This window comes from Pedobacter ginsengisoli (assembly GCF_002736205.1).
Taxonomy (GTDB): Bacteria; Bacteroidota; Bacteroidia; order Sphingobacteriales; family Sphingobacteriaceae; genus Pedobacter; species Pedobacter ginsengisoli_A.
On the sequence record NZ_CP024091.1, the window covers coordinates 136,467 to 160,840 of the forward strand.

At 39.6% G+C, this 24,374-nt stretch carries 18 protein-coding genes; 7 read left to right on the plus strand and 11 right to left on the minus strand.

Annotated elements, in window-relative coordinates; genetic code table 11:
• The first annotated feature begins 1 nt into the window (after position 1).
• Positions 2-985 (plus strand): 2-hydroxyacid dehydrogenase, encoded by a 984-nt coding sequence (locus CPT03_RS00560; RefSeq protein WP_099437017.1) that lies wholly within the window; start codon positions 2-4, stop codon positions 983-985.
• Between the two features lie 5 nt (positions 986-990).
• Here the strand turns inward: CPT03_RS00560 and fmt are convergent, their stop codons facing one another.
• From fmt to CPT03_RS00575, 3 genes are read right to left on the minus strand one after another with little or no spacing between them, the layout of a single operon-like run.
• Positions 991-1,899 carry a methionyl-tRNA formyltransferase gene (gene fmt / locus CPT03_RS00565; protein ID WP_099437018.1) on the minus strand — a complete coding sequence of 303 codons (909 nt, stop codon included), beginning with the start codon at positions 1,897-1,899 and terminating at the stop codon, positions 991-993.
• Between the two features lie 46 nt (positions 1,900-1,945).
• Positions 1,946-3,220: an exo-beta-N-acetylmuramidase NamZ domain-containing protein gene (locus tag CPT03_RS00570; protein ID WP_099437019.1), complete on the minus strand. Its 1,275-nt coding sequence runs from the start codon at positions 3,218-3,220 to the stop codon at positions 1,946-1,948.
• A gap of 41 nt (positions 3,221-3,261) precedes the next feature.
• A complete protein-coding gene (locus CPT03_RS00575) occupies positions 3,262-3,852 on the minus strand; it encodes an RNA polymerase sigma-70 factor (RefSeq protein WP_099437020.1) in 591 nt (196 codons plus the stop codon).
• 240 nt (positions 3,853-4,092) lie between these two features.
• Here CPT03_RS00575 and CPT03_RS00580 point away from each other — a divergent pair, with 240 nt between their 5' ends.
• The 6 genes from CPT03_RS00580 to CPT03_RS00605 all read left to right on the plus strand — a co-directional run bounded on the left by CPT03_RS00580 (position 4,093) and on the right by CPT03_RS00605 (position 15,045).
• Positions 4,093-5,265 carry a FecR family protein gene (locus CPT03_RS00580; RefSeq protein ID WP_099437021.1) on the plus strand — a complete coding sequence of 391 codons (1,173 nt, stop codon included), beginning with the start codon at positions 4,093-4,095 and terminating at the stop codon, positions 5,263-5,265.
• 223 nt (positions 5,266-5,488) lie between these two features.
• Entirely contained in the window at positions 5,489-8,872 is a 3,384-nt protein-coding gene (locus CPT03_RS00585; RefSeq protein WP_157766309.1) for a TonB-dependent receptor, read from the plus strand.
• An 11-nt stretch (positions 8,873-8,883) separates the two neighbouring features.
• Positions 8,884-10,575, plus strand: a complete 1,692-nt coding sequence (locus CPT03_RS00590; protein ID WP_099437023.1) for a RagB/SusD family nutrient uptake outer membrane protein — start codon at positions 8,884-8,886, stop codon at positions 10,573-10,575.
• A gap of 65 nt (positions 10,576-10,640) precedes the next feature.
• Positions 10,641-11,996 carry a DUF3863 domain-containing protein gene (locus CPT03_RS00595; protein ID WP_216641581.1) on the plus strand — a complete coding sequence of 452 codons (1,356 nt, stop codon included), beginning with the start codon at positions 10,641-10,643 and terminating at the stop codon, positions 11,994-11,996.
• On the plus strand, positions 11,986-13,680 hold the full coding sequence (locus CPT03_RS00600; protein ID WP_216641582.1) for a hypothetical protein: 1,695 nt from the start codon (positions 11,986-11,988) through the stop codon (positions 13,678-13,680). The genes CPT03_RS00595 and CPT03_RS00600 overlap by 11 nt, the downstream gene beginning before the upstream one ends.
• A 144-nt stretch (positions 13,681-13,824) precedes the next feature.
• Positions 13,825-15,045, plus strand: a complete 1,221-nt coding sequence (locus CPT03_RS00605) for an ABC transporter permease (protein ID WP_099437025.1) — start codon at positions 13,825-13,827, stop codon at positions 15,043-15,045.
• Between the two features lie 2 nt (positions 15,046-15,047).
• On the opposite strand, the gene CPT03_RS00610 is transcribed toward CPT03_RS00605, so the two are convergent.
• The 8 genes from CPT03_RS00610 to CPT03_RS00645 all read right to left on the minus strand — a co-directional run bounded on the left by CPT03_RS00610 (position 15,048) and on the right by CPT03_RS00645 (position 24,367).
• Positions 15,048-15,593, minus strand: a complete 546-nt coding sequence (locus tag CPT03_RS00610; protein WP_099437026.1) for a YfiT family bacillithiol transferase — start codon at positions 15,591-15,593, stop codon at positions 15,048-15,050.
• A 15-nt stretch (positions 15,594-15,608) separates the two neighbouring features.
• Positions 15,609-16,697: a winged helix DNA-binding domain-containing protein gene (locus tag CPT03_RS00615; protein ID WP_099437027.1), complete on the minus strand. Its 1,089-nt coding sequence runs from the start codon at positions 16,695-16,697 to the stop codon at positions 15,609-15,611.
• An 18-nt stretch (positions 16,698-16,715) separates the two neighbouring features.
• On the minus strand, positions 16,716-17,666 hold the full coding sequence (locus tag CPT03_RS00620; protein ID WP_099437028.1) for a hypothetical protein: 951 nt from the start codon (positions 17,664-17,666) through the stop codon (positions 16,716-16,718).
• A gap of 48 nt (positions 17,667-17,714) precedes the next feature.
• Positions 17,715-18,944, minus strand: a complete 1,230-nt coding sequence (locus CPT03_RS00625) for a hypothetical protein (protein ID WP_099437029.1) — start codon at positions 18,942-18,944, stop codon at positions 17,715-17,717.
• Positions 18,941-19,492 (minus strand): RNA polymerase sigma factor, encoded by a 552-nt coding sequence (locus tag CPT03_RS00630; protein ID WP_099437030.1) that lies wholly within the window; start codon positions 19,490-19,492, stop codon positions 18,941-18,943. Before CPT03_RS00630 ends, CPT03_RS00625 begins: the two co-directional genes overlap by 4 nt.
• A gap of 3 nt (positions 19,493-19,495) precedes the next feature.
• Positions 19,496-19,828: a hypothetical protein gene (locus tag CPT03_RS00635; RefSeq protein WP_157766310.1), complete on the minus strand. Its 333-nt coding sequence runs from the start codon at positions 19,826-19,828 to the stop codon at positions 19,496-19,498.
• Positions 19,829-20,371: 543 nt separating this feature from the next.
• On the minus strand, positions 20,372-22,801 hold the full coding sequence (locus CPT03_RS00640) for a phosphocholine-specific phospholipase C (RefSeq protein WP_099437032.1): 2,430 nt from the start codon (positions 22,799-22,801) through the stop codon (positions 20,372-20,374).
• Between the two features lie 75 nt (positions 22,802-22,876).
• A complete protein-coding gene (locus CPT03_RS00645) occupies positions 22,877-24,367 on the minus strand; it encodes a SusD/RagB family nutrient-binding outer membrane lipoprotein (RefSeq protein ID WP_099437033.1) in 1,491 nt (496 codons plus the stop codon).
• Between the last annotated feature and the right edge of the window lie 7 nt (positions 24,368-24,374).

Sequence of the window (24,374 nt, forward strand, 5' to 3'; positions counted from 1 at the left end):
TATGAAGATAGCTGTATTTAGTACTTACCGATACGATGAAGAATTTTTAAGCCGATTTAATACTGGCCATGATCTATCCTTTTTTACCGTAGCCTTAACAGAAGAAACTGTTAAGCTTGCAGAAGGCTTTGATGCAGTATGTATTTTTGTAAATGATCGCGTAGGTTCCGATATTATAAAAACCTTACATAAGGGTGGGATAAAACTAATTGTTTTACGTTGTGCAGGCTTTAATAACGTTGCAATTGAAACCGCAAATGAGTTGGATATTCCCGTGTTAAGAGTTCCGGCCTATTCCCCTGAGGCAGTGGCGGAGCATGCAATTGCCTTAATTCTGACCCTTAACCGTAAAACACATAAAGCCTATAATCGTGTTCGTGAAGGTAACTTTTCTTTAGAAAAACTTATGGGTTTTAACTTGCACAAACACAAAGTAGCAGTAATAGGTACCGGTAATATAGGTAAAGCATTTTGTAAAATCTTAAGAGGTTTTGGTTGTTTAATAAGTGCATACGACCCATATCCATCAAAAGAACTTCAGGAACTTGGAGTAAAGTATGGTACTTTGGAGGAAACTTTAAATGATGCAGATATTGTGGCACTTCATTGCCCCCTTACCGAAACTACCAAGCATTTGATCAATAAAGACACGCTTAAACTTTTTAAAGAAGGAGCAATGCTAATCAATACAAGTCGGGGAGGCCTGGTTGATACAAAAGCAGTTATCGAGGCTTTAAAAACAGGACAGCTTGGATATTTGGGGCTCGATGTTTATGAGCAGGAAAGCACATTGTTTTTTCATGACCACTCAGAAAATGTAATTAAAGATGATCTTATTACCCGTTTAATCTCTTTTCCTAATGTACTGATTACATCTCATCAGGGCTTTTTTACTAAAGAAGCAATGGAAGAAATAGCTCAAATTACATTTCAGAATGTAGATGCATTTTTGGCCGGAAAAGAATTGATAAATCGGGTAAAATAAAGATCTTACAAGCGCATGCCTCTTAAAAATTCATCAATTTGCATGCGTTTTTTACCTTCATACTGCAGATCCGTCAATTTGATAAAACCGTCTCGGGTAGCAAACTTTAAATAAGTTTTGCCGTCAGACAAAAAGCTTCCTGGCGAAATACCAGGTTCTTTTTCTTCAAGTTCTGCTTTAAACACCTTTAGTGTTTTATCGTTTAGCTTTGTAAAAGCAGTAGGATAAGGACTTAAACCACGAATCTGATTGTATATTTTGTGAACAGGCTGGTTCCAGTCAATTAAACAATGCTCTTTAAATATTTTTGGCGCATGTTTTAGCTCAGTACTTTGGGGTTGTGGTTGTTCTGTATAATTACCATCTTCTATTGACTTAACCGTCTTAACAAGTAAACCAGCACCCACATTCATTAGTTTGTCGTGTAAATCTCCCGCAGTTTCATCATCTGCGATAGGGACACTTTCAGAAAATATTACATCACCCGTATCAATCTCATGTTTTAAAAAGAATGTAGTAACCCCACTTTCTTTTTCTCCGTTGATGATCGCATGGTTTATTGGGGCAGCGCCACGGTATTGAGGGAGTAAAGATGCATGCAGGTTAATAGTTCCCTTTGCAGGCATATCCCATACCATTTCGGGCAACATTCTAAATGCCACAACAACCTGTAAATCGGCATTTAAGGCTTTTAATTCCTCAATAAATAACGGGTCTTTTAGTTTTAAGGGTTGCAAAACTTTTATGCCCTTCGATACCGCATACTGCTTAACAGCGCTTTCATTAAGCTTTTGCCCACGACCAGCAGGTTTGTCTGCCGCTGTAACCACACCAACTACATCAAATCCGGCTTCAACTAATGCATTTAAAGAAGCAACTGCAAAATCGGGCGTACCCATAAAAACTATTTTCATCAATCCGTATTTTAGGTGGCAAAATAACTAAAAAATTAGCGGCTACTTATGGGTACAACAAGTATTTTTCACGCATTGTTTTGTATTTACTTAATCCCGGTTCCCAGCTAGCCCTTATTTCGGCTTCAGATTTACCGGCTATGATCTGTTGCCTGAAATCAGCCACCCCAATCAGTCTTTCAATAGGTAACATCTGATTACTTAATTTCGAATTGAAAAAATCTGCTTTGTTTGGTGATGCCTTATAAAGTGCAATAATCCATTCTAGATTAATCTGTTTAGTTTTTCTGAAAATATTAGCATCGTAGTCTCTAAGATCCAGACCATAGCATACCTGGTTCATGAAAATCGGAGTTTCAGACATGCCTTTAATACTTTTTGGCGTAAAAGAGAAACTGTACTTACCCTTTAAAGAGGGAGAGCCTATTATAGTAAATGGAAACAGAGTACCACGTCCATGATTTAAATAAGTGCCTTCAAACAAGCAGGTGGTAGGGTATAATAAAATAGACTGAGCAGTATTCAGGTTCGGCGATGGTTTAACCGGTAGCTCATAAGGTGTGTCATGGGTATAGTTGGCTACCTTAATTATTTTGATCTTGCATTTAAGCTTATTATCCAACCAGCCTTCACCATTTAGCATTTGGGCATACTCGCCTACAGTGAGGCCATGTACCGCTGGGATAGGCTTTAAGCCGATACCAGATTTAAACTGAGGGTCTAATATAGGTCCATCAATATAAAAGCCATTAGGATTTGGCCTGTCCAGAATCAGAACCTCTTTTTTATTGGCTGCACAAGCCTCCATTACATGCTGCAAAGTATTTATGTAGGTATAAAAGCGAACACCAACATCCTGAATGTCGAATATCATGATGTCAATATCCGCCAAATCTTCTTTTGTTGGCGTTGAATGGCTACCATATAACGAAACAGCTTTGATTCCTGTTTTTTTATCAATATCATCATCAACATGCATGCCTGCACTTGCGTTTCCACGGAAACCATGTTCAGGCCCAAATATCTTAACTACATTTACACCAAGCTTTAGTAAGCTGTCTACCGTCGTCTCTTTTCCTATAACAGAAGTAGGGTTTACCACCATACCCACGCGCTTTCCTTTCAAATAGGGCACATACAGTTCGGTTTGTTCGGCACCAGTCCTAAGTTCGTCTGCTTTAGGTTTGTCAAAGTTTTCAGCTTTTACTTTGTACGGGTTTGGAACAGCGGGATTAAATGCGATTTTAGTAGATGATCCGCAGGCCTGTAGAGAAAGGGTAAGTAACGCAGTACTTAAAATATGAATAATAGATGATGTCATAAGGATAAAGATAATAAAAATAGGGTATCGAATCTATAAAGCTAAAGAAGCCACATTGCAAATGTGCATAAAATGATTAACCCTCGTTTGCCATCAAAAAAATAATTACGAAGCAATCTCAATGCTTTTCTCATATGCTGTTCAACTGTATTTTCGGAAATAGCCAGTTCAGCAGCGATTTCTTTATTAGACAGATGCCGGCTGCGGCTGAGGGTAAAAACACTCCTGCATCTAAAAGGAAGTTTTTCTACTTGAAAAGCTAGTTGCTGTTCCAGCTCTCTGGATTCAATGGCTTGTAAGGTAGAGTTATCTGTTTCATTGAACACGTATAAACTATGTTCTTCATACTTTTTTAATAGTTTTTCCCGTCTGTAATGATCTATGATCTTATGTTTAACCGTAGTATACAAAAATGCAGATAAATTGGTAATTTGATTTGCCGTTTTTTTTCTTGTAAATAATGTTAAAAAGGTTTCCTGTATAATTTCTTCAGATATTTCCCTGCTTCGGATTTTGTTCAATGCAGTCGCCAGCAAACGAACAGCATGTCTTTTGTATAGTACTTCAAAAGCATGATCCTCTCCATTCTGCCATAGCAATATCAATTCTGAATCACTAAGCTCTACAGGCATAATTCTATATTTGGCTAACGAAAATCCTCAAAAATTAATTATCAGCGCAGGCGAAAGATGCCTGTATCCATTGATACGAAAATAAGTAATGTAATTGTGATAACTGTCCTTTGCCATCCTGCTTCCCGGTTTGTACGTATCCATGCTCTCATATTTTTTTATCAAAAAAAACAAATAGACTAACGGTTAGATAATTTCCATACGTCTAACTATTATAAACAAGCCACTGATAGATCATTTATGGATAGCGAAAGGTTACAATATTTATTCGAACGGTTTCACACTTCCAACTGCACTAAGCAGGAACTGGAAGAACTTAATAACTGGTATGAAGAGTTAGGTGCCGGCAGCAACCAGATTGATCACTGGATCAATCTGGCGGGCGGAGAGGAAGAGCTATCAGAGGAGTTGTATCGAAATTTTAGTAAAAGAAAAAATATACAGAAGAAACATCAGCTGTTTAGCTGGTCATGGAAAATATCTGCCGCCTCAATTTTGATTTTGCTCGGCACCGGATTGTTGTTTTACAAGCTGTTCCCGGATCACTCCGAAGTTCCTACAGAATTGGTGCAGGTTCCAATACTGCCGGGAAAAAATAAAGCGATGCTAACGCTTGCTGATGGGACAAAAATTGTTCTCGATGACAGTAAAAACGGAGAAATTTCGAGAAAGAATGGTGTTTTGATCACCAAAACGGACAGCGGAAGTTTAGCTTACTATACTGAAAAAAATCAAACAGTTACACCTGATAAAATGGCCTTCAATACCCTATATGTTCCAAGAGGTGGCCAATATCAGATTACACTTCAAGACGGCACCAAAGTCTGGATGAATTCTGAGTCTAAACTCTATTTTCCGGTAACCTCTAATGGAAAAGATCGTCGGGTACGTTTAACCGGAGAGGCCTATTTTGAAGTGGCCCATAACAAAAGGCTACCGTTTAAAGTGCAGACAGGGGATCAGATAGTAAGTGTGTTGGGTACCCATTTTAACATAAAAGGATATCCCGAAGACTCTGCTATTGCAACAACCCTGCTACAAGGTAGTGTCCGGATTAGTAAGTTGTCAACAGGTCAGGCAAAAATGCTGGTGCCCGGTCAGCAATCTAACCTTAGCGAAACCGGAAAGGATATTGAGATCAGTTATGTCAAAACTGATCAGGCAATTGCCTGGAAGAATGGGTATTTCTTGTTCGATAATCAGGATATTAAAAGTGTAATGAAAACCATAAGCCGATGGTATAATGTAGATGTTACGTATGGCAATAGTTTAGGGAATGACCGCTTTGGAGGTACATTCTCCAGAAATGCAAACCTGTCAGAGCTTTTGGCAAATTTAGAGGAGCTTGGTGGTGTTCGTTTTCAGATTTCTAACCGTAATATTATTGTATCCGGTATAAGTAGTAACCAATAAATACTTAAAAGAAAGGAGTAAGATGTGTAATCACTAACGAAAAATTAGGACACCAAAAACCAAGGACGTTTGAGCCGTCCTTGGCATGCCAGATTGAACTGGAGCTGGAGGTCTGATCAAACTAAACGAATAATTTAAAAAACCAACCGACCAAATGTATAAAAAAAATACTGAAATAGTTTTCAGGAGGGATTCCTGTATGTTTCGACTAATATCCCTAAAGATGAGGCTAACCTATATGTTATTGTTTTTTACTGTTTTTCAGCTCAGGGCAGAAAGCTTTGCGCAGAAAATCAGTATATCTGTTCAGAATGCACAGATAACGGATGTCATTTCCGAGCTTAAGAAGCAAACGGATTTTGATTTCCTTTACAACAATGCAACTCTAAAAAATGCAAAACCGGTTACTTTGGATATCAAGAACCTAGATCTGAAAAAGGTACTTGAGCTCTGTTTTGAAAGGCAACCTTTCGACTACAAAATCCGGAATAAAACAGTGCTGATAACAGCAAAAAGGCGCTGGGATAACAACCTTTGGCAAGCTACCGAAAAATGGCAGCTGCTTAAAGGAGTTGTCAGAGATTCTGCTACAAATGAAACCCTGATAGGGGTCTCGGTTATGGTTGAAGGAACCAAGACCGGGGCGGTAACAGATAAGGATGGTAATTTTACAATAAACCATCCCGAGCCGAATTTTACTCTCATAGTTTCCTATCTGGGCTACCGTACCGAAAAGATCCCGATCAATGGACAACAATCCATCGAGATTAAAATGAGCAAGATGAACACAAGCCTGAATGAGGTTGTAGTTGTTGGCTATGGTACTCGGGTTAAAGGTGCCGTTACTGGCGCTATTTCGACAGTCAAGTCTGACGTGTTTGAGAATCGACCACTTAATAATAGTTTGGATGCTTTGCAGGGGACAGTTCCAGGATTAACCATTACCAAGGGAAGCGGGCAGCCAGGAAATCAAAGTTACGGTATAAAAATTCGGGGTTATTCATCTGTAAGTGAAAGTGACCCTCTGATCCTGATAGACGGCATCCCCGGTGATATTGACAATATTAATCCAAACGATATTGCCGAAATCTCTGTATTAAAAGATGCCTCTGCAGCCATATATGGGGCCCGTGCGGCTGAAGGAGTGATCATTGTGACCACAAAAAAGGGGAAAAGCGGAAAACCGGAAATTACTTATAGCGGCACTGTAGGTTTGAAAACGCCAACTTACCTAAGGAAAATTCAGAACACTTTAGAGTATGCTGAGTTTATGGACGAGGGGCTTCGCAATGCGGGTATCAACGGATTTCCGCAGGAGGTATTTGATAAAATCAAGGCTAACGCTGCACCGGAACTGGATGGCGGCTGGAATTACGGAATCACTAGTTATCCCGGCTTTTTTGGTTATACCGACTGGAACAAAGAAATCTATAAAAATTCTACTCAACAGCTGCATAACCTTTCTATATCAGGCGGAGGAGAAAACAATAATTATGTAGTTTCTATGGGCTACAATAGAGATGAAGGATCACTCAGATTTGGGGAAAACAACTCCGAAAGATATAACCTTCGCCTCAATTATGATTTTCGGCTCACTCCCAAGTTCAATTTTGAGACAAGAACCAGTTTTGAGAATAAGTCTACTATTACACCAAGTATGCTTGGAAATGCGCTGACTAACGTTACCCGTCAGTTTCCCTATCAGCCGGTGCGCAATCCAAATGGGCAATTCTATGGTTATCAGGGTTATGAAAACCCCGCTCAGTCTTTAGAAGAAGCCGGTACCCAGCGTGGAAGTTCGTCTAGGTTCGCCACCAATTTTAAGGCTGATTACACCATTTTGGAAGGACTTAAATTAATCGGACAGGCAGCTATCAGACTAGATTACCTTAATGATAATGGTACCAGCAGGACTTTTACGCGATATAATTATGTTGGCGGAGTTCAGGATATCAGAAATACACCAAATTCAGCTTCTTACCTTAACCTGAAAACATTAAACCAACTGTACCAGGTATATCTTGATTATAACAAACAGTTGGGTGCTGATCATAGAATAAACTTTACGGGAGGAGGATCGATTGAAAAAACCAAAATCGAAGGCCAAACAACCTATGGCTATAATTTTATTGGCAATAACATCTTTACTTTAAATCTGGCCGACAGAACCAAAGCTGCTTATGCCAATTTCACAGGAAGACTCAGCAATCAGGCATTGGGCTCCTATTTTGGTAGGTTCAGTTACTCTTTCAAAGAGAAACTGGTTTTAGACCTAACTGCTCGAGCCGACGGTAGTTCCAAATTCTCGCCAGATAAGCGCTGGAGTGCAGTGTTCCCATCGGCGGCATTGGCCTACAATTTATCTGAAGAAAGTTTTATTAAGTCTCTAAACACTTTTGATCTGTTAAAGCTACGTGCATCCTGGGGTAAAATGGGTAACCAGGAGATAGGAGAACTTGGCCTGTATGATTATATTCCATTGATCGGCATAGGTGGAAATTATCCGATAGGTAGTCCTAATTCAGGCTTAACAGGGGCCAATGCTAATCCAGCATCTACCGACAGGACCTGGGAAACGATCGAAAATAAAAATATAGGTATCGACGTGGCAATGCTTAGTTCCAGATTTAATTTTTCTTTTGATTATTATAATAAAACGAACAACGACATGCTTGTTGACATCGCTGTGCCCGCAACCTATGGTGGTAACGCACCTTCCTCAAATCAGGGTAAGTTGGTAACCAAAGGTTTTGAAACATCAGTGACATGGAAAGACAAGATGGGCGATTTTCGCTACAGCGTATCGTTACAGCTTAGTGATAGCCGTAACAAGTTGGTGGAACTTAAAAATCTGGATAATTATCAGGAAGGACTTAACAGATTCAGACAAGGGTACGGTATCTGGTCTTATTTCGGTTACGTGTACGATGGTATCATCCAGAATCAGGCGCAGCTTGATAACTATAAGAAACTTACAGGCGTTCCTGCCCGGGTTGCAATTGGCGATGTAATGTACCGTGATGTTGACGGGGATGGAAAATTGACTGCTTTTGGTGACAAATCGAAAGGACTTAATGGTGATATGGTTTATCTCGGCAACCTGATTCCTCGTTACACTTTTTCATCTAACATTAGTGTCGGATATAAGCAATTAGACCTTCAGGTGTTTTTACAGGGAGTAGGGAAGAGAGATGTAAGGTACGAGGGTAACATCGCTACCCCAAATACATTTTACTGGCCTTCGTTATCTTATTACAACGGAAAGACCTGGACGCCTGAACGGACCGATGCTAAGTTCCCTCGCTACCTTCCGGGTGGTGTAGGTTACGATGACATCAGGAGCTATAATTATCGGGCTTCATCACTCACCATGCAAAATGTTGCTTATTTAAGGTTTAAGGTAATTACCCTGGGGTATAACCTGCCGGCAAGTATTGCCAATAGTTTAAAGATGAAAACTGCCAGAATATTTTTCAGTGGTCAGGATCTCTTTACCATTTCCAAAGGAACATTTGGTGGAAACTTTGATCCGGAGGATGGATTCAGAAACGAGGGTACTTATCCTTTCAACAAGGTGTATTCTCTGGGCCTTACTGTTAAATTTTAAACGCAAGCTTTATGAAACTTAAATATATAAATCATAGAAAATTATTAATCGCTGGCGTGTTTATACTTGCCGCGTTTTTAAATGGATGTAAAAAAGACCTCAATCTGGTTTCAGAAGATAGCATTACCGATGCTACCTTCTGGAAAACAGGTGCAGATTTTAAACTGGCAGCAAATAATCTGTATAACGGGCTTGATCGCTTTGGTTTTGAAGATACCGAATCAGATATCGCATTTAACTTCCCAAATTCTGTAAGTAACGGCAACCTGCAACCTGCTGAAACAGTAAATCTCTGGACGGATAGCTATGGCTATATCCGCTCATCCAATAACATTATTGAAAAAGGATCGGCCAATGCCGACCAGGAAATAAAAAGGTATGTGGCAGAAGCCAAATTCTTCAGGGCATGGTATTACTGGAAATTACTTAGGCTCTATGGAGGCGTGCCTTTAATTACAAAAGTTTTAGCCACCAATGATCCTGCTTTGTTTGCCCCAAGATCAAGCAGAACGGAAACCGTTGATTTTATAATGAAAGATTTGCAGGAAGCCAAAGCCGACTTGCCTTTGCAGTCGGCATTAGCTTCTGCTGATGTCGGCCGGATTACTCAGGGTGCAGCACTTGCTTTAACGGCACGTGTGGCATTATTTGAAGGAACGTGGGGGAAATTCAGGGCCGATGGCAATGCGACGAAATATCTCGATGCTGCCATTACCGCTTCACGAGACCTCATTAATAGTGGTACCTATGGCCTCTATACGGATAAAGGGGAGCAAAGTTATCGCTATTTGTTTTTAGAAAATGGCGATGATTCCCGTGAATCAATACTAGATCGGAGATACGCTCGGAATATTCTAGGTCATGACATTCCTTATCAGTATGATGGAAATGGATATAACCCAACCAGAAAGATGGTAGATCTTTATCTGGATAAGAATGGATTGCCAATTACCTCTCCAGGAACAGTCTTTAAAGGATACGGCACATTCGTCTCTGAATTTCAGGACAGGGACCCTCGGATGACAATGACTATGATCATTCCCGGAACATTAACCAACAGGGTTTTCTTCCCCGTAACTAAGATCGCCAATTGGCCCGATAAGCCACAGCGTAATTTCAATACCGGATATATATTGTATAAATATATGTCGGAAGACCCACTTGCCAATAATTCCGGACAGAATGGAGATGCCAGTATATTTGACTTTGACCGACATCTTATTCGTTATGCTGAAGTATTGCTCATCTATGCAGAAGCAGTTTTTGAAAAGGCTGGCGCTATAAGTGACGGCGACCTCGATCTTTCTATTAATAAACTCAGGGATCGTGCGGGTATGCCACATCTGACCAACACTTTTGTAGCTGCCCACAACCTTGACATGAGAAACGAGATCAGGAGAGAAAGAACCGTTGAGCTTACTTTGGAAGGATTCCGTTATGACGATTTGCGAAGATGGAAAACTGCCGAGACGGAATTGCCGCAGGATGTTAAAGGAATTAAGATCACAGGTTCTGAATGGGCTTCCAAAACACCTTACAGCGATCCAAGTTACCTGACCAAGGTAGATGCAAATGGGTTTCTGATTGCTGAAAAAAGCAGAAAGTTCGATCCGAATAAGGATTACCTTCAGCCGCTTCCAACTAAAGAGGTCGCCTTCTATCAGGCCAACGGTCACAAATTAGAACAAAATCCCGGGTGGTAGAATAATATACGCTCGAGCCGGCCGACGGAAGTCGGCTGGCTTTTTATAATAGAAAAATGAATTATATGTTAAAAAAAGCAGCTTTATTAAACTTTGTATTTGTATGTTTTATGTCCTTCGCATTTGGGCAAACAAACAAGCCAGCTCCTGAGGCACTCATGGGTCATCGGTTTCTAACCTTTAATACAATCATCCGGGTAAACCAGATCGAAGTATCGAGGGATCGCAATGTTGGTGAAGATGAGCGTGCACTACATACACCTGAAAAAGTTCTCGCCTTTAGAGAAGCAGTAGAAGAGGGCTTCCCCGGTGCCAGAATGACCTGGGCATTCAGTTGGCTCGCGCTAAATGATAGTACAGAGAACTATAAAGAAATCCGGAAATTAGTGGTGGGTTATCACCATAAATATGGAGATGAAATAACCTTTATTCCGGGAGCTTATTTTGCAAATGCTTATAACGATGTTGAGCAGGTAAACAAAGACTTGCACGATGGTCTTACCTTGATAAGTAAAATGGTTGGAAATGGCTATCGTCCGCTCAGTGTAGTGGCTGGCTTTCTTTCCGCAAAAAATCAGGAATACCTGGCCGAAAAGGAAAATATCCATGTATGTCAGGGTAATATCTGGAGCCAGTTTGCAATCGACAATCAGGATGGCGATGGCTCAGTTTGTTATCCTTTTTACCCTTCAAAAGAACACTTTTGCAAGCCTGCCCAAAATAAAAGTGATTTTATTGATTGTGTTAACCTCGATGGCTGGACAGTTGATTTCTTAGCCGCAAGGCGACAAGGTTTCGCAGAAGGTTTTAACAGTCGTATGGGGGTTGGCCCGATTGAAACATTAGGAAAACACGGAAACGATATTGGTTTGCAGGAAATGCTTCACTCTACAGCCATCCATTTCGATAAGGGGTTTGATTTGAATGGCTTTGGCTGGGTAACCAATTGCTGGGAATTGTCTTTGCCTTATGATGCTGCCCGATTGAAGGATTGGTTAAGCAATGTTAAAAAACGCTGGCCTGATACCAAAATGATTACACAAGGAGAGTTTGGTATGCTTTGGAGAGCACATTACAAAAGCAATAATTTCAATTACCAATTTGTGGAGAGGGGATCCGGAATTGGCGGCTCTGATGCCAATATGGAGATTCACTGGTTTATGAATAAAAATTTTAGATTAGCACTGCTGAAAGATTGGAAACTTAATACGCCAAAACTCGTTATAGATTTTACCCGCTATGATTTGAAGGCTGCTGAACCAGTTGGAATGACCAGAAGGTGGAGCCTGATGGGAGATATTAATCAAAAACAAACAAGACCTCAGGATAAGCCTGTTCTGCTAAGTGAGATGCCTAAAAAATCAAATTTGATCATAAAAAAACGATACCCATCTTTATATACACACACGAATGAAAAATAATTTTAACAAACAATTTCTGGGATTTATCCTCGGCATGATCGGTTTGATCTTCTTATCTTCTTTCAGCATTAAGAAAGTATTGATGAAAGGGGCAGAGAAACCTAAACCTAAAATAGTGAATATTGTAAATTTTATCAGGCTTCTCGAACCAAGAGACCCTAAAATCACCCAGCAGGTTCTGTACGAAACAGTAGTAAAGCAGGTTGAGATGATGAAAAAGTACCATCTCGGTGGAAGTTTTTTACTTCAATATGATGCACTTATGGATGCCAGGTATCAGCGTCTGCTAAAGGATTTACCCAAAGGAACGTTCGAAATTGGTGCCTGGTGGGAGCTCCCACAGCCATTAATTGAAAAGGCTGGTTTGAAATGGCGCGGAAGATATGCCTGGGACTGGCATGCAGACGTAGGTTTTGCAACGGGCTACACCCCTCAGGAAAGGGAAAAAATCATTGATGTCTATATGGCCGACTTCAAAAATATATTTGGGTATTACCCCAAATCTGTTGCGTCATGGTTTATTGATGCACATAGTTTGAATTACATGTACGAAAAATACAAGATCGTTGCTTCTGCGAACTGTAAGGATCAATATGGTACGGATGGATATACGTTATGGGGTGGATATTGGAACCAGGCTTATTACTCAAGCAAAATCAACTCCTATATGCCGGCACAGAACGAAAAGAACCAAATCCCTGTCCCTATTTTCAGAATGCTGGGTAGCGACCCGATACGTCAATACGATACAGGGATCAATTCCAGCAGACAAGGTGTAATTACACTAGAGCCTGTATATCCCGAAGCCGGTGGGGATGCCAATTGGGTAAACTGGTTCTTAAAAGAATTTACAGAGGGCGAATCGATGGAATTCAATTATACCCAGGCAGGGCAGGAAAATTCCTTTACCTGGGATGCAATGAAGAAAGGCTTTGAGATACAGCTGCCCTTGCTTGCACGCTTAAGAGATGAAAAAAAGATAAAAGTAGAAACGCTGGAAGAGTCTGGTTTGTGGTTTAAGAAGAATTACAAAACCACACCAGCTACGTCTTTTGTTGTAAATAAAGATCTGGACAATAGCGATCTGAAAACAGTTTGGTTCAACAGCCGCTTTTACAGACTTAATTTTTTATGGGAAGATGGTGGCCTGAGGGTTCGCGACATCCACCTGTTTGACGAGAAATTTCCTTCAGTTTACACCACAGAGAAAGCTACTTCTAATGAATGTACTTTTTTCACACTTCCCGTTGTGGATGGCTATCTGTGGAGCAAGCCGCATAACCTGGCAGGATTAAGGTTTAAGGCCATGATCAAAGGAAAAGAGGAAATGCTTGAAGGCGAAGATCCGGTGATCTCCAATGAAGTAAAAGGTCAGCTTAAGATCTCCTGGCCATTAAAAACTCAAAAAGGCACCATTCAGATCGATATGAATGAAAAACAAACAAAGATCACGTTAATAGGCGGAGGAAATGCGCTTAACTGGTATCTGGACCTAACAACCGCAGGTAATTTTCCACTGCCTTTTAAAGAAATTAATCCTCAACGCATTGATGCAGAATTTGAGCATATGAAGTATGGAATATCTGCTAAACAAGGTACGTTTACCAAACCCGGCGGAGAAACCGTATTCAGAATATCACCCAAAGCAAATACCATTGTACTAGACCTTAGTAACGGTAATTAAAGAACCCAAATTTGCTGAGCGCTACACTATCCATACGGAATTGTAGCGCTTTATTGCTATAATTAGTTTAATATTTGCATTTTTACAACGAAAAGTGCGGAGGTATAAAAGCACTTTTACTAAGTTAAAATTTATTGCAAGAGGTTGAATACAGAATATTTCATAGCAGGGCGTATTGCCATAAAATCAGAGCGCACATTCTCAAAACTAATAGTTCGTATTGCTATAGCTGGAGTAATGCTCAGTCTTGCTGTAATGATGCTTTCCGTTGCAATCATTAAAGGCTTTAAAACCGAGATCCAGGAAAAAGTAAGAGGTTACATTGGCGATGTAAGAATCTTTAAGTTCGATCTTAACAATTCATTTGAACTATCGCCTTTTGTGCCTGAGCCTGCAACCATTGCCAGACTCAAAAGCAATCCCGAAATCGAATATTTCCAACCTTATGCAACAAAACCGGCTATCATTTCTGCCAACGATGAAGTTGAAGGGATAAATTTTAAAGGCATAGATAAGACCTTTAACTGGGATTATATACGTAAACACCTGGTAAGCGGAACAGTCATAAATTTTGCCGATAGTGCTGCCGCAACTAAGCAGATTATGATATCTCAATTTACCGCAAACCGGCTAAAACTAAAAACAGGCGATAACTTTATCATGCATTTTGTGCAGGATCCTCCCCGTCGCCGCCCGTTTAAAATAGTAGGAATTTATGATATAGGAGTAGAAGAGATCGACAAAGGTTTTGTATTAGGAGACCTCAACCTGATCCGTCGTTTAAACAATTGGAAACCCAACGAAATAGGGGGTATAGAGATCAGAGTTAAAGATTTTTCCAAACTTAGAACCATCTCTACAAACATCTATACCAATCTGGAAACAAGATTAAAATCAGAGTCGGTCCAGGAGTATTTTCCTGCAATTTTTACCTGGCTGTCCCTGTTAGATGTAAACACCAAAATTATCCTTGCATTAATGATGGTAGTGGGCGTAATCAATATGATCACCGCTTTGTTAATCATGATACTGGAACGTACCAATATGATCGGTATGCTCAAAACCTTCGGTATGACCGATTTTAGTGTAATGAAAATATTCCTCTACAATGCACTTTACCTTGTAGGAATTGGAGTTGTACTGGGCAATATTCTAGGTCTTGGCTTAGCCTTTTTGCAAACCCATACGCATATCTTTAAATTAGATCAGGCATCTTACTACCTGTCGTATGTACCAATTGAAGTACAGTTTTTAGATGTGTTACTACTAAACATCTGTACAATTGTAATCTGCTTTGTAGTACTCATAATCCCATCATTACTGGTTAGCAGAATAAGTCCGTTAAAGGCCATCAGGTTTAAATAAACCTATTGCCAGCCTTGCCTTTTTTTCAGCTCCGTAATATGAGCAAGGTGATGACGGCAATGCCAGTCGTACAAACCGGTATTTTCATTGATCTTTATACTTCTGCCATGTTCAGGGTGTATAAAGTCTCTTTCCAGTTCCTCTGCGCTAAGCGAATTTAATAGAAAAGTCCACCGCTCATGAAGCCCTTCCAATATCATCAAGCTAGGTTCAACCGGCAATGTTCTGCTGTCTGCAAGTTCAGCCCACCTTTCTTCGTAGTAGGCTTTAATAACCGGACTATCTTCAGTTAAAGCCCATTTAAGCCTTACCTGACTATTCATATGGCTATCTGCACAATGATGAACCACCTGTCTAATTGTCCAGCCTCCAGGCCTGTACGGAGTATCAAGTTGTGTATCTGTTAAATGAGCTACTTCTTTTCTTAAAGCTTTAGGAAATGAAGCAATAGTAGCAATATAACCATCCAACAATGCTCTGGTTATTTGAGCAGGTTTCTCAAACTTACCAATCGGATAACGTAATTTTTCTAATTCTGTAGTGGTCATATCGATTATCTAAAACTATTCACTAGCACCGGTAAACTTAACAAATCTGTTAACAGCTTTTTTTACAGCTTCCAATTTTAATTTACTTAATTCCCTAAAAAGATAAGTTTCAACTACTACTGATTTGGCCTTTACTGTTCTTTTCCATGTACCTTCAATAATGCCATCAACTATAACCATTCTATCAAACACCGGGTTTTTCTTTCTAAATTCGCTAGACAGCTTAATGGGGTTAAATATCGCAGTGCGATCTATATACCCCATTCCATACTCATCATAATCAGGCATCAGAAAACTCTTTTGAATCTTTTTAGCTGAGGCAGCATCCAATGCCATTTCTAATGTTTCTCTTTTAAGTATGTATTCTATATCATTAAAAGTCTCTTTGGTAAATTCGTTATTATCTAGCATTGAACCGGCTTTTTTTGCATCAGTAATGGTAAGTCCAGACCATACAGAAAAATCTTTAAGCGTTGCAGGGCCTCTGCTTGCAAAATATCGTTGTGCTAATAACAGCAAGGCCTCATCCTTAACTATTGATAAACGAGTTGGTGCCCTTTCATCAAACAGTGCATAAGTAAATTGTTTGCCTTGCCGTTTGCCGCTACACACTAAACAGTCCATTTCGGCATTCATCATTACGTGGCCCATTTGCCTGCCATTTAAACTGATCCCATTATTTATAAGCAGGTCACTCAATGCAGTTCTGGTAAGGTGGTTACCACCGGTCAAAGCCTTTCCTATAATATCATTACACTTTTTAAAAAGCTGATTATCAAGTTCAAGCTCCCTTTCGTAATAAGTCATTGCTTTCCGAATTCTGGGCCCGGTCAATTCAATCAACCATCTAATGTCATCTGGAGCAGCAAAATGCCATGTAGGGCGCAGCAAGTGGGTTCGTAGTATCTCGCCATCATTAAAAGCTTTTTCTACATCAGCATCAGTAACATCGCCTAACCGCAAACCAATTGCCCATTTCGACATCGCATACTCCTGTGCCTGCATGGCAACCATCCAGCTTACAATTTGCTGTGGGGTACTAAACGCTGTTCTGGCAATTTGTTGGTTAAAGAGACGGTAATTAATAATGTCAGAAACATTCATATAGAGATGTGTACGATGTTAATTCTCGCAGGCTAATAAGTTAGATTGACCCAGGCGCTGGCAGCCTCTGCTTGCAGGTACAGCAACTGTTCCAACAGGAAGATACTTTACTGATGCAATAGTTTTAGGAACATAAATAACTACTTCAGTTCTGGTATAGGAATGAGGCAGGTATTTAATATAATAACCGTCAGGGTGTAAGCCCCATATTCCGCGTGGGAAATCAGTATCAGGCACGGCATTGCCGCTAAGCATAGCCAATTGCTCAATCTGATCGTACGATGAATTTGCCTGATATAACAGCCCTCTCATTTTGTTCTCAATTTCTACAATTGTCTTTGCAGGCTCAGGCAAGTTGGCAGTTATTTTTAGCATCGCTTCGCTTGATAAATAATCCATTATGCTGCTGCTTAAAGCCGAAAGGTCATCTTTGTTAAGCAATTTTGCCGCAGCAAGCTGAAGATCGGCCGATAGTTTACTAAAATTAGTTTTCGCAATTATTGCCCACAAAAGCAATTGTACCTTGCTTTGTTCAATTTCAGGATGCTGCTCCCAATTTGCAATAAGTGTTCTTGCAATTTTTTCTTTAGGGCCGGCAAGGGGGGCATATAAATAGCCATCGCCATTACCCGGGCCATGAGTTCCTGCCTTTAGGCAAAAGCTTTTAAAAGTTCCGGTATAAAAGCCCGGCTTTAATGTAAATCCCTGTGCCGATGTATAGCTGGAAGTTAAATCACAAAGTTTCTTTTTAACCGAGTCAGCGCCAAAGTTTACAGGCATCGTTTCTGTTTTGTTGCAGTCGTCAAAGTTGGTTGTTATAGGGTCACTTTGAAGTAGTTTTAATTGTTTGCTGTTCAGTAGATTACCTGCGGCGTTGTTTAACGCGTCTTTTAATTTGCCAAATTGGGCATTGGCATTAACACAATAAACCAGCAGCAGCAAGGTCAGGATTGGATAGGTCTTTTTCATAGAGATGTAGTTTAAAATAGATGGTAAATCTATTATCAAATTTAATAACTATTTCTTGCCACCCAAACTTAATTTCAGGTTCAAACCAGCAGTGTTTATTTTGATATCTTTGTCGCCATAGCCTCTTAAAGATGGCTTAAAGAAGGGCTCAAAAGTTAAGGTGCTGCTTTTTCCAATTGGCTGATTAATTCCAATAGCAAAAATGGCACTGTTGGCAAAATCGAAACCATTAAAATTGCTTTCCTCAGTTTTTCCTTTAAAATCAGAATAACTATTTGATGTGGGATTAAAACCCGTTATAGAACTGGAATATTTTTGATTGAGGTATGTGCTTGAGTTTATGCCTGTAGAAAAATAGTATTTACCACTTTTCCCGGGATAAAACTTAAAAGCCACAGGTATATCTATATTTAGAAAGCTCGCATTTAATTTAATACTGTTGGCCCCCAATACATAACCATTCATAAGCGCAAGATCTGCTGCGGAATTAGAGTAGCTAGATAAAGAGGAAGGCCTTGTGGTTTGGTAAGTTATCTTAGTTTCGCTAATGCCTGCACCCATAGAAAGATATACGCTCTTGTTGATCCTAATATTCGCATTAAAACCTGCACCAGCATTTACCTTTACCGGATTGTCTGCATAATAATTTAAAAAAGTAGCAGTATAAACATCAAACAATACATTTTTTCGGTTCGTAGCTTTTTTACCAGTTGATGCAAGCTCAAATTTGGTTTCTTTTTCACTCTCTTTTTGTAAAAATTCAAGGGTAGTAGTAGGCTTGGTGTTTTTTACAGTATCGGGTTTAGCAACAGCAACATTTGCAAGTGGGGTAATAACCTTTTTGGTAAGTTCATTGGCTGGTACTGTATCAGTAATTTTAACAGCTACTATCTCTGTTTTTACCACATTTACAGGAAAGTTTTTCTTAGTGTTTTTTACAGAAACAGTTCTTTTTTCAAAAGAAATAATCTCTTTTTTAGCGTTGGATTTATCTAAATTGCTCTCAGTTTTTTGAGGCGCTGCAGGCGTAGCTTTTGTAACTCTGTTTTGTTGGATAACATTTTTTAAAGCATCATTATTAAATGTGTTAAATAAGAATGTTCCAGCCACTAATAAAGAAGCCGCAATGCCCGACAACCAAAAGTACAGAGGCCTGTTACTACTTTTCACCGGAAAATTTTTTCTAAGCTCTATCCAGCCATAATCTGCCCCTTCAGTATCAAATTCTTCGAAAACTGCCTTAATATGATTGTTCAATTTATCGTCTAACGTGTTCATATCTTTATAAGGTCGCTTTGTATTAATTTTTGTAATGCTTGTTTCGCCCTGGTAAGGTAAGTCCTCGACGAACTTTCGGGTATACTTAGCATCTGGCCAATTTCTTTATGCGAATAGCCATCAATTTCATACAGGTTAAAAACTATATGGTGTGTTTCCGGAAGCTGCTTCATCAGGTTCAAAATATCGGCTGCCGAGAGTTTTTCAATAGCAGAAGGATACATGGTTTGCTGATGCACCTCCGGAATTTCACTATCATAAACGTATTTCAAGTTCTTTCTTTTACTATCAAGAGCGGTATTAACCAATATTTTTCTAAACCAGGGTCTAAATTCTAAGTCGTCTTTAAAATTGTGCAAAGAGTTAAATACTTTAATAAAAGCATCATTTACCACTACCAAAGCATCGTCTTTATTAATAAGATAGCGCATACCAATTCCCATTGCATAAGCATAGAACCGCTTGTACAACATTTCCTGGTATTTTAGGTTGCCCTTTTTACACTCCCTTATTAACTCAGCATCTGAGGCGTTATGTTCGATAAGCATTTATTAATTCATTCGCTTTAATCTATATTGATTTTTGTAATTTATTTCACTGGTTATCCTGTCTAGGATTAAGCTGTCGCCTTTAATCACAAACTTATAATCGCCATTCAAAACCTTGTTGCCAATATAATCCATTGTTGCTATGTAAGCCATAGAAAACTTAATCTGTGAGTTTTCAACCGCAAATATACCAGTGCCATTTGTTGCTATATAATCGGTTCCATCAAACTTAATTTCTGCATTAACCGAAACAAGCTGATTGGTTAGTCCTTCAATAAACTTTCCTTTATAAGTGCCGTTGAAAACTACTTTTTCATTGTTTTTTTTGCAACTCATAAATAAGCATAAGCTTAGTGTAATTGGTAGTATTTGTTTGATGGTCATAATAGTGGTTAATCTTCTACTATTACGCAAAGGCGAAGTGAAACGCTACAAGGGTATCTCTTTTTTTAGATTTTAATTGGAAACCATTAATAAACAGTTGAGAAACTATTGAGAAACACTTGAAGTTAAAGATGTTATAGAGATGTTTAAACAATGCTTAAGATATGGTTGGAATATCCTTATACATATTCCAACCATCCTTCAACGATCTCTCAACCATCTTCCAACCATCTTCCAACCCAAGTGTTTCTCAATAGTTTCTCAACTGTTTTTCAAGTGTTTTAGATAGTTTTTAAGTGATTTTTACATGTTTTTAGTAGTTTTCGGCACTGTGTTGTGGAAAACTGTTTAAAAGTTGCATTTAAAACCATCGTCATCTCAACAATAAGAAAGTCTCTTGAGCCGGCATAACCATGAGATCTCTCTTGTTGTTGAGGTGACGAGAAGTGAATACGAAGTGTAAAGACGTATTATGAAAACCAGGTGCGAAGCGTTTTAAACCATATTTCCCATTAGTGGATCGGTAAAGCTTTCTTTTGAATGCTCTGCATGGCCTGCAAATTGCTGACTGTAGCCCGTATGTTTTTCTGCGGTTACCGCAAAATCATACCAGCTGTGGCTCGATTTCAGATCCAAAGGGATAAAAATCTCTTCCTGATTTTTCTTTAAAACCGCTTTTACAGCGGCTTTTTTATAGCTGTTGTCTTTTACTGTTAAGCTAACCTGTTCGCCATTAGCTAAACGTTTAACATGGAGTAATACATTGCCATTTACCCTGCTGCCGTCCTTTTCACTTTGGTACATTAAAGAAATAGCAATTTTAGGATCGTTGGCACCGCCTTTATATCTGCGGTAAAAACCGTTGGCACTGTATATTTTTAAATCGTAAGCATCGTTGTTTAAAGGCCAGCTATAGTTTAGCATATCGCCTGCATCAACCGTAAAATTCCAGTTATTATCATTAGCGTATACTATAAAACCGGCGCCCTTAGCTTTGTTTCCAAAGAATTTGTTGCCTGCAGTAAAGTCAACTTTAAACTGATTGCTAGCCTTATCAAAAGCACCATGGGCATAAAGTTCGTATGGAATTGCATTTGCAGGTTTAATACCGGGTTCCTGTTTTGGTAGGTTAGGATTGCCTTTAGGGTTTTTAATGATACCTGCAATAGCCAGCTGATCTAAGTTTTTGAAGTTGTTAGGTAGCTTGGCAAATTTAGCTTTATGAATGCTTTCAAGAAAAGGTAATCTTTCTACTGCTTTTGGCAAAGGAATGTTCTCGCCGTTGTAAGGTCTGAATACAGAAGTTAAGTCGCCACATAGACTTCTTCTCCATGAGCTTATATTATCTTCGTAAATCTTCTGACCTGTTTTATGACTCAGAAAATGCTCTAAAAATTGGATAGAAGAGGTGTGGTCAAATACCTGAGAGTTTACATAACCGCCACGTGACCAAGGCGACACCACTACCATTGGCACCCTGAAGCCTAAACCAATAGAGCTTTCTCTTTCACTGTTTTTGCCTTTGTAAAGATATTCAGAGCTGTTGTCTAATGATTTTGAAACTATCCCGGTTTCCGGATTTTTTGGATCAGGAGATACAAAAGGTGGCAGGTGATCAAAATATCCGTCGTTTTCATCGTAAGTAAGAATAAAGATGGTCTTTTTCCATACTTCCGGATTTTTGGTTAAAATATCTATTGCTTCTGAAAGATACCAGGCACCATACCATGGCGCGCCCGGATGGTCAGAAAAGTTACTTGGTGCAACCAGCCATGAAACCGTTGGTAATTTACCCTTGTCAACATCCTCGCGGAATTGATGCAGCACATCTCCTTTAGGAATCTGGGCAGTTCTTTGAGTGCCATTGTCGTCATAAGTAATGGTTTCCAGGCTATGGAAATCGGGATCATTACGGTTGGTAACAAAGGCTCTTTTATGTAGGTCTTGTTGTTCCGGAGTTAATTTATCAAGAGTGTTTACTTCTAAAAACTCAATCTCTTTGGTTACAAAATCAAGCTTCTTTTTTAGTTTGTCGTCTGGTTTCTCTTTTAGCTTGGCTTCTAGTTCGGTTTTTGCTTTGCGCAGGTAAACCAGGTGCTCAGGATGTCTTTTTACATGATATTGTTTAAAAAACTCCATATCATTATCTGTAAAATTAGCCAGCCAGTCGTCTTCTTCATTTTCCAGACCAACGCCTACACTTAGCTCGTTTTGGTATATTTTCCAGTCTACATTGTGTTTAGACAGACGCTCTGGAAATGTACTCCATGAAACTTTTTCTGATCCATCTATATATCCGTTTGAGTGGTGTGCGGTAGAGGTGGCGTTTTGTTCTTCGCGGATTTTACCTGTCCAGAAAAAGCAGCGGTTAGGGCTGGTTCCGGTTAAAATAGAACAGAAATTATGATCACACACTGTAAAAGCATCAGCAAGAGAATAGTAGAAAGGAATATCCTCACGATTGTAGTAGCCCATGGTTAGTGGCATATCGGCATATTCTTTATTGCCAGATCTTTTGGCCTCAAGCCAGCCATCGTATCTGCCGTTGTTACGGGCATCTACCTGGTTTTCCCACGAATGTGGAAGAGCACTCATCCAGGTTGCTTTTGTATCTTTAATATTTAATCTGAAAGGGGCATAGGTTTGGCCTTTTTTATTGCTTTGCAACCATACAGGGTATTGGTTGGGCAGGGCAATGGCTCTGGGGTCGTTAAAGCCCCTTACGCCCTTAAGTGTGCCAAAAGCATGGTCAAACGATCTGTTTTCCTGCATTAAAAATACCACATGTTCTGCATCTAAAAAGGTACTGCCCACTTTAGGATTTATTGCCATAGCTCTTTGTATTGATGGCGGTAAAATGCCTGCTATGCCTAGCGCACCGGTTAATAAGGTTGCTTTCTTGATAAAGTCTCTTCTGGTTTCCATTTAGGTGTGTTATAATAAAAGGATTGGTTAGCCTAAACTAATCAATCCTTTGTACAAATTATAAAGAATAAGGGGTTATTTTACCCACCAAACTTGCTGGTTTATTTTATCGTTACCTGCACCGAACTGGGATTCAATTGCTTTTGAAACATTTTCCCTGTTGTTGTCGTATTCAGACTGAGGATAAATCCAACGGTAAGGGATGGTAACCCCGGCAGGACGACGGAAATCAGGGTATCCGGTTCTAAGGTTATCGTAAAATGCACTCCAACCCGATTGGAAAAAGGTTCTTAAATACTTTTGAGTAATTATCTGCTCCATTTTTTGGGCAGTGGTTGTACTCAAAGCAAAGTTGTTTACGGGTAATGCTAAGTATTCATTTGCTTTTTCTTCGGTTAAGTAGGCCTCGTAACCTTTAACATAAGTTTGATAGAATTTAAAGGATGCTTTAACCCCGTTTTTGTAGTGCTGGTTAGCATCGCCGGTAATCCAGTTTCTTACAATTCCTTCGGCAATAATGAATTCTTGTTCCGAGTAGCCCATTAGTACCAAAGGTTCATTGGTAGGGTTGCTTGGAAAACGGTCGTTTACTTTAGATACTTTACCTGCTGCGGCCTTAATACTGGTTTCGGCATATGGAGCTGCAGGGTCTCCACCTTCGTATGATGTGAAATCATTAATTGGCTTGCCTGCCTCTTTACCGATTTTTGTTTGTGTACAATACAGGAATAAACGCGGGTCTTTTCTGTTTTGCAGGTGCTCTATAAAAGTAGATGCCATAAACATACCAGATCCGAAACCGCTTGAGTTAAATTCCGGATAGCGGTTTCCTTCCTGATCCAGGAATATCAACTGGCCATCGCCATCGGCTTCTGTATTGCCTAAAATTGGCTCGCTTTGTACAATCTGGGCAAAGGTTTCTTTAACTTTCAGATCATTGTCGCTTTCTTTTTTCGATAAGGTCATCAATACCTTTAATCTGAAAGAGTTAACCAGCCTGCGCCATTTAGCTGCATCACCTTTGTAAATGATATCACCGGCAATAATTACATTCAGGCCTTTAAGCATGTTGTTTGCTTCGTCAAGTTCTTTAAGGATGCCTTGGAACACAGTTTTCTGATTGTCGTAAACAGGAGGGGTGTAGCCAGCCTGATCTTCTCCTTTTAGGGCTTGATTGTAAGGGATATCGCCAAAAGTAAGGGTTAGGTTGTAAAAATAATAAGCTCTAAAGAATTTGGCCAGGGCGATGTAGGAGTTATCGTTAATACGGGTGGCTTCTTCTATCATCTTGGTTACATTTCTAAGAGAGGAGTAAGGGCCAAAATCGCCTCTTCCCCATTTAAAATACTGGCCTTCGCTTTCTCCATCTGTTTGCACCAGCATACGTGTGGCGTATAAAGGCGATGTACCGCTGTAGGCACGGAAGGTATCCCATTCAATTTTTGTAAGCAAAAGCTGAGGGTGGGTTTGGGTAGGTTTGTTGGGGTCTATGTTCATCAAATCCTGGTCCTTACATGACGACATAAGGAGCACCCCGGCTATTAAACTATATATTAATTTTTTCATTATTCTT